Here is a 5,993-nt window from a genome sequence, read left to right on the forward strand (position 1 = left end):
GCAGCGGCGAGGCCGCTGCCCGTTTGCGTTTTCAGGCGGCCGCGCACGCCGGCTGCAGCAGCGCGGCGAGCTCTGCGGGTGTCGCGGCGATGGCCTGCGCACCGGCCTGTTCGAGTTCCGCGCGGCTGCCAAATCCCCAGCCGACGCCGATGCCGCGCACACCGTTGGCGCGTGCGCCTTCGATGTCGAAATGGCGGTCGCCGATCATGACGGCCTGCGCGGGCGCGACGCCGAAGTCGGCGAGCGCCTGCGCGATCATTTGCGCCTTCTCGGAATGCTGGCCGTCGCCGCTGGGGCCGTAGACCGCCGCGAAATGCGCGCCGAACGGCAGATGGTCGATGATGCGGCGTGCCTGGACCTGCATCTTCGTCGTGACGATCGCGAGCGTGCGGCCCTGCGCGGCCAGCTGGTCCACGAGTTCGGCGATGCCGGGATAGACCTCGTGCTCGCGCCAGCCGATCGTGTCGAAGCGCTCGCGATAGTGCGCGACGGCGAGTTCCACGCGTGCGGGGTCGTCGCCGACGACGGTCGGGAACGTCTGCCGCAGCGGCGGACCGATCCAGCGGCGCAGTTCCTCGATCGGCGGCGCGGCATGACCGAGCCGGTCGAGCGCATGGCGCAGCGAGCCGACGATGCCGGCTTCGGAATGGATCAGCGTGCCATCGAGATCGAACAGGACGAGCTGCATGCGGAGTTCCTTCGATGAAGAACTCCGCATGATGGTGGTCGCAGTGCACGCCGACAACCCGCCTCGCTCCCGGATGCGACGAATGTCGAGACAGGCGGAGTCGGGCGATTCCGGACTTACTGAAACCCTGCGCGCCAGATCAGATCCGCGCTGACGTTGCCGCGCGTGATCGTGACGCGGAAGCCTTCCGCGGTCGCCGCGTTGACGACGATCGTGAAGCCGTTGTTCGGTGCGGTCCAGGTCTCGCCGACCTTGAACATCGAGCCTTCGTTGTTGGCGACGTTCGCCGGCGGGTTCGTCGCGTCGACGCTCCATGCCGGTTCGCCGCGCGTCGTGTTGACCGAGTGGATGATGACCGCGTCGCCCGCGAGGCTCGCTTCGTACTTGCCGCCGCGCTTGCGCGCTTCGATGGTGTAGAACTGCGTGGACGGCGCGCCGGCGACGCGCACGACGATCATCTGCAGATTGGGCGAACCGATCAGGCTCGCGCGGTCGAGCTGCAGGTTGGCATAGACGCCGTCGGCGTCGATCGTGCGCTTGCGCGCGGCGTCGATGAACACGAGCTTGTCGCGCGACCAGACGCTGATGTGCTTGGCGATCTTGCCGTAGGTCGTGTCGCTCGCCGCGTTGCTCCAGGCGTCGCTCATGACGTCCCACGGATTGTCGTAGGGATCGCTGTCGCCGTCGGAGTTGTTCGCATGGGGCAGGCCGTAGGCGTGGCCCATTTCATGGCTCAGGGGGGCTGAGTTGTTGAACGACCACGGCGGGTTCCAGGTCGAGCTCCAGCACTTGTTGATGCCGTCGAGCGTGGCGCAGCGGCCGCCGCCCCAGGCGAAGCCGTCGAGATCGCCGTTGAACATCATGTTGACGCCCTGCAGTCCGCCGTTCGCAGCGAAGTTGACCGAGGCGTTGGCGGCGGCGGTGCAGTCGTCGAACAGCTTGTTGAGGTTCGCGCTGCCGCCGGCCGGGATGTAGAACGAACGCGGCTGTGGAAGCGTGAACCAGCCGTAGGCGGCGCTGCCGACGAGGTTGATCTTGTTGTAGGAGACCTCGCGCCAGTAGTGGTCGAGCTGGCCCGGGTTGTTGCCGTACTGGCCCGTGAAGAAGCTCAGCGGCTTCTGCTCGGTCGCGATGTCGCTGAACTTGCAGAGCAGCGTCGCCCAGACCGTGGTGCCGGCAACGGCCGGCAGCGTACCGCTGCGGCCCGGTTCCGCGTCGGCCGACACGATGGCCTGTACCGACAGGCCCTGCGGCGTGGCCGGTCCGCCGAGCTCGACCGCGACGCGCTTGCCCGACAGCGCGTAGACATCGCCGGCGCCGATGCGGGCTTGTTCGGGGTCGAGCGCATAGCGCAGACCGGCATCGTCGACGAGCGTGACGCGGAATTGTGCGGGCTGGCCCGCGACGGGGTCGGAGTCGCCCCAGGTCAGTTCGAGGCGGCCCTCGATCGGGGCGGCCGTGGCGATGCCCGCGGCGAACAGCAGCGGGCACACGGAAAACAGGCGAAACAGCGGCGACATGAGGAAAAACCGATAGATGCACAGAATGCAGCGCACCCTACCGGGGCGACCGCCGCGCAACTGTTAATCGGTACCCGCTTTGTCTATCCCGCCGATTCAGCCCGGCATCCGTCCGACGGGCGGTCGGTGCCGGGCCTGAACGTCAGGCGCGCGCGGCGAGTGCCGCGACGGCCGGCAGTTCCTTGCCTTCGAGGAATTCGAGGAACGCGCCACCGCCGGTGGAGATGTAGCCGATGTCGGCTTCGACGCCGTATTTCTCGACCGCGGCGAGCGTGTCGCCGCCGCCGGCGATCGAAAACGCCGACGAGGCGGCGATGGCCCTGGCCAGCGTCTCCGTGCCCTTGCCGAACGCGTCGAATTCGAACACGCCCACGGGGCCGTTCCAGACCACGCTGCCGGCCTTGGCGATCAGCGCGGCGTAGCTCGCGGCGGTCTGCGGGCCGATGTCGAGGATCATGTCGTCGGGACCGACCGCGTCGACAGCCTTGATCGTGGCCGGCGCGTCGGCGGCGAACGCCGGCGCGACGACGACGTCGGTCGGAACCGGCACGTCCGCGCCGCGTGCCTTGGCGTCGGCCATGATGCGTTTCGCCGTGTCGATCAGGTCGTTCTCCACGAGCGATTTGCCGACGCCGTAGCCGCTCGCGGCGATGAAGGTGTTGGCGATGCCGCCGCCGACGATGAGCTGGTCGACCTTGCTCACGAGCGTCTGCAGCAGTTCGAGCTTGGTCGAGACCTTGGAGCCCGCGACGATCGCGAGCAGCGGGCGCCGCGGGTTCTGCAGCGCCTTGGCCAGCGCGTCGAGTTCGGCCATCAGCAGCGGACCGCCGCAGGCGACCTTGGCCGCGCGGATCGCGCCGTGCGTGGAGGCCTGCGCGCGATGCGCGGTGCCGAACGCGTCCATGACGTAGATGTCGCAGAGCGCGGCGTATTTCGCGCTGAGTTCCGCCGAGTCCTTGCCTTCGCCGACGTTCATGCGGCAGTTTTCGAGCAGGACGACCTCGCCCGGGGCCACTTCGACGCCGTCGAGATAGTCGCGCACGAGGCGCACGGGCGAGCCGAGTGCCTCGCCGAGCCAGGCCGCGACCGGCGCGAGCGAATCGGCTTCGGAGAACTGGCCCTCTACCGGCCGGCCCAGGTGCGAGGTCACGAGCACGGCGGCGCCGGCATCGCGCGCGTGGCGGATCGTCGGCAGCGCGGCGTCGAGACGCTGCGTCGCGGTGATGCGGCCGTCCTTGATCGGCACATTGAGGTCTTCGCGGATCAGGACGCGCTTGCCGCGCAGGTCGAGGTCGGTCATGCGGAGGATGGACATGGAGGCTCCGGAGCAGGGCGCTGACGCAAACCGTGAATTACAGCGGCGCGGTCCACCGTTTGCAAATCGCGCGTCTGCAAATCGTGCGGCCGGCCGCGCCCGGCAGCGGCCGGGTTGGATTAGGCTGTGCGGCCCCTGCCTGCCGCCGGCACCGCCATGTTCGTCCTGATCACCAAGGCCGTCGCCGCCTATGCGCTGGGTTCGGTCTCCGGCAGCCTGCTGCTCGGGCGCCGCCAGGGTTTCGACATCCGCGAGTCCGGCAGCGGCAACGCCGGCGGGACGAACGCGCTGCGCACGCGCGGCTGGACCTTCGCGATCAGCGTGGTCCTCGTCGACATCGGCAAGGGCGCGCTCGCGGTCTGGCTCGCGCTGCTCGTGCCGACGACGCAAGCGTCGCCGGGCCTCTACGTCGAGGCGCTGGCCTGCGGATTCGCCGCGGTGCTCGGGCATGTGTTCCCGGTCTACTACGGGTTTCGCGGCGGCAAGGGCGCGGCGACCGTCGTCGGCACGATCCTCGTGCTGTGCCCGATTGCCGTGCCGCCGCTGCTGCTGGTCTGGCTGCTGGTTCTCGGCGGCACGGGCTATGTCGGCCTGTCGACGGTCGTGGCCGGCGTCAGCCTCGTGCCGCTGCTCTGGTGGCTCGCGCCGCAGGTCGGCAGCCTGCACACCTATGCGCTCGCCTGCGCCGCACTGCTCGTGCTGACCCATGCCGGCAATCTGTGGCGGCTGTACCGCGGCACCGAGCATCGCTTCGAGCGCGCACGCGTGCTGGCCCGCCTGTTCGAAGAGCGCCGCTGATGCAGGCGCGCGATCTAGTCGCCGCGCTTGCCGACGGGCGCAGCTGGTCCGGCAGCGACCTCGCGCAGCGCTTCGGCGTTACGCGCGCGGCGGTCTGGAAACGGCTGGACGAATTGCGCGAAGCCGGCCTGCCGCTGGCCGCCGTCGCCGGGCGCGGGTATCGCCTCGAACGACCGCTGGCGCTGCTCGACGCGGCGGCGATCCGCGCTGCGTTGCCCGGCGCGCTGCGGCCGCGCTTCGGCGAGATCGAGGTGCACTGGGCCATCGACTCGACGAGCAGCGAACTCCTGCGCAGCGCCGCGAAGCGCGGCGACCTTGCCGTCTGCCTCGCCGAGCAGCAGAGCGCCGGCCGCGGCCGGCGCGGGCGGCAGTGGCAGTCGCCGCTGCTCTGCAATGTGTACCTGTCGCTGCTCAGGCGTTTCGACCGCGGCATGGGCAGCCTCGCGGGACTGAGTCTCGCCGCCGGCGTCGCCGTCGCACGCGCGCTGGAGCGCTGCGGCGCGCCGGCGCTCGGCCTCAAGTGGCCGAATGACGTGCTCGCCGGCGACGCAAAGCTTGCCGGCATCCTCGTCGAACTCGGCGGCGAATTCCTCGGGCCGTGCCACGCGGTGATCGGCGTCGGCGTGAACGTCTATCTGCCCGAGGCCGTGCGCAATGCGATCGACCAGCCGGTCGCCGATCTCGCATCGATCTGCGCGGCACTGCCGTCGCGCAACGACGTGGTCGCGGCGCTGCTGGCCGAATTCGCGCGCGCGCTCGATGCGTTCGCCGCCGAGGGCTTCGCCGCGCTGCGCGACGACTTCGCGCAGCGCGACCGTCTGCGCGGCCGCACGCTCGCGCTCAGCGACGCCGACGGCGTGCGCCACGGCATCGGCGCCGGCGTCGACGCGCGCGGCGCGCTGCTGCTGCAGCAGGGCGATACCATCGCGAGTTTCGACAGCGCGGAAGTGACGGTGCGCCAGGCATGAATCTGCTGATCGATCTCGGCAACACGCGGCTGAAGTGGGCGTTGCACGATGCGCACGGGCTGCGCGCCGGCGCGCCGGTCGACCACTCGCGGCCGCTCGCGCGCGAACTCGACGATGCGTGGCGGGATGTGCCGGCGGTCGATCGCGCGCTGATCGCCTCGGTCGGCCGGCCGCGTCTCGAAGCGGAACTCGTGCAGACGATCCGGACGCGCTTTCGCGTCGAGCCCGAGTTCGTCGCCGCGGCCGCGCAGGCCGGCGGCGTGCGCATCGCGTACGCGCAGCCGCAGAAATTCGGCGTCGACCGCTTCGTCGCGCTGATTGCGCTGCGCGCGCAGCAGCCCGGTCCGCTGGTGCTGGCCAGCGTGGGCACGGCGCTCGTGCTCGATGCGCTGGCTGCCGACGGCACGCATCTGGGCGGTCTCATCGCGCCGAGTCCGATGCTGATGCAGCAGGCGCTGCTCGGCGCGACCGCGCGCGTCAGCGCGTCGGACGCCGCGCGCATCGTCGAGCTGGCCGACGACACCGAAGACGCCGTGCGCTCGGGCTGCTGGCTCGCCGCGGCGGCACTTGTGGAAAGGTTCCATTCGCAGGCCTGCGCGCGGCTCGGCGCCGACGCGGCGCTCGTGCTGGCCGGCGGTTCGGCCGGCGAACTCGCGCCGCTGCTGCGGCTGCCGGTCCGCATCGAGGCCGACCTCGTGCTGCGC

Annotated in this window: 6 protein-coding genes; 3 read left to right on the top strand and 3 right to left on the bottom strand. The window is 70.5% G+C overall.

Annotated features, from left to right (window positions below; all coding sequences use genetic code 11):
- Positions 1 to 31: 31 nt before the first annotated feature.
- The 3 genes from VLF18_RS14330 to VLF18_RS14340 all read right to left on the bottom strand — a co-directional run bounded on the left by VLF18_RS14330 (position 32) and on the right by VLF18_RS14340 (position 3,523).
- Entirely contained in the window at positions 32 to 688 is a 657-nt protein-coding gene (locus tag VLF18_RS14330; RefSeq protein WP_325280314.1) for an HAD hydrolase-like protein, read from the bottom strand.
- A 116-nt stretch (positions 689 to 804) separates the two neighbouring features.
- Positions 805 to 2,208: a hypothetical protein gene (locus VLF18_RS14335; RefSeq protein WP_325280315.1), complete on the bottom strand. Its 1,404-nt coding sequence runs from the start codon at positions 2,206 to 2,208 to the stop codon at positions 805 to 807.
- Between the two features lie 142 nt (positions 2,209 to 2,350).
- Complete coding sequence (locus VLF18_RS14340) at positions 2,351 to 3,523, bottom strand: phosphoglycerate kinase (protein ID WP_325280316.1); 1,173 nt, start codon at positions 3,521 to 3,523, stop codon at positions 2,351 to 2,353.
- A 156-nt stretch (positions 3,524 to 3,679) separates the two neighbouring features.
- On the opposite strand from VLF18_RS14340, the gene plsY reads away from it, so the two are divergent.
- The 3 genes from plsY to VLF18_RS14355 all read left to right on the top strand — a co-directional run.
- Positions 3,680 to 4,321: a glycerol-3-phosphate 1-O-acyltransferase PlsY gene (gene plsY / locus VLF18_RS14345; RefSeq protein WP_325280317.1), complete on the top strand. Its 642-nt coding sequence runs from the start codon at positions 3,680 to 3,682 to the stop codon at positions 4,319 to 4,321.
- A complete protein-coding gene (locus VLF18_RS14350; protein ID WP_325280318.1) occupies positions 4,321 to 5,289 on the top strand; it encodes a biotin--[acetyl-CoA-carboxylase] ligase in 969 nt (322 codons plus the stop codon). Before plsY ends, VLF18_RS14350 begins: the two co-directional genes overlap by 1 nt.
- A partial coding sequence (locus VLF18_RS14355) for a type III pantothenate kinase (RefSeq protein ID WP_325280319.1) occupies positions 5,286 to 5,993 on the top strand: 708 nt, incomplete at its 3' end. The genes VLF18_RS14350 and VLF18_RS14355, both read left to right, overlap by 4 nt.

Origin of the sequence: Tahibacter sp. (assembly GCF_035481375.1) — a bacterium.
In the GTDB taxonomy this organism is placed as follows: Bacteria; Pseudomonadota; Gammaproteobacteria; order Xanthomonadales; family Rhodanobacteraceae; genus Tahibacter.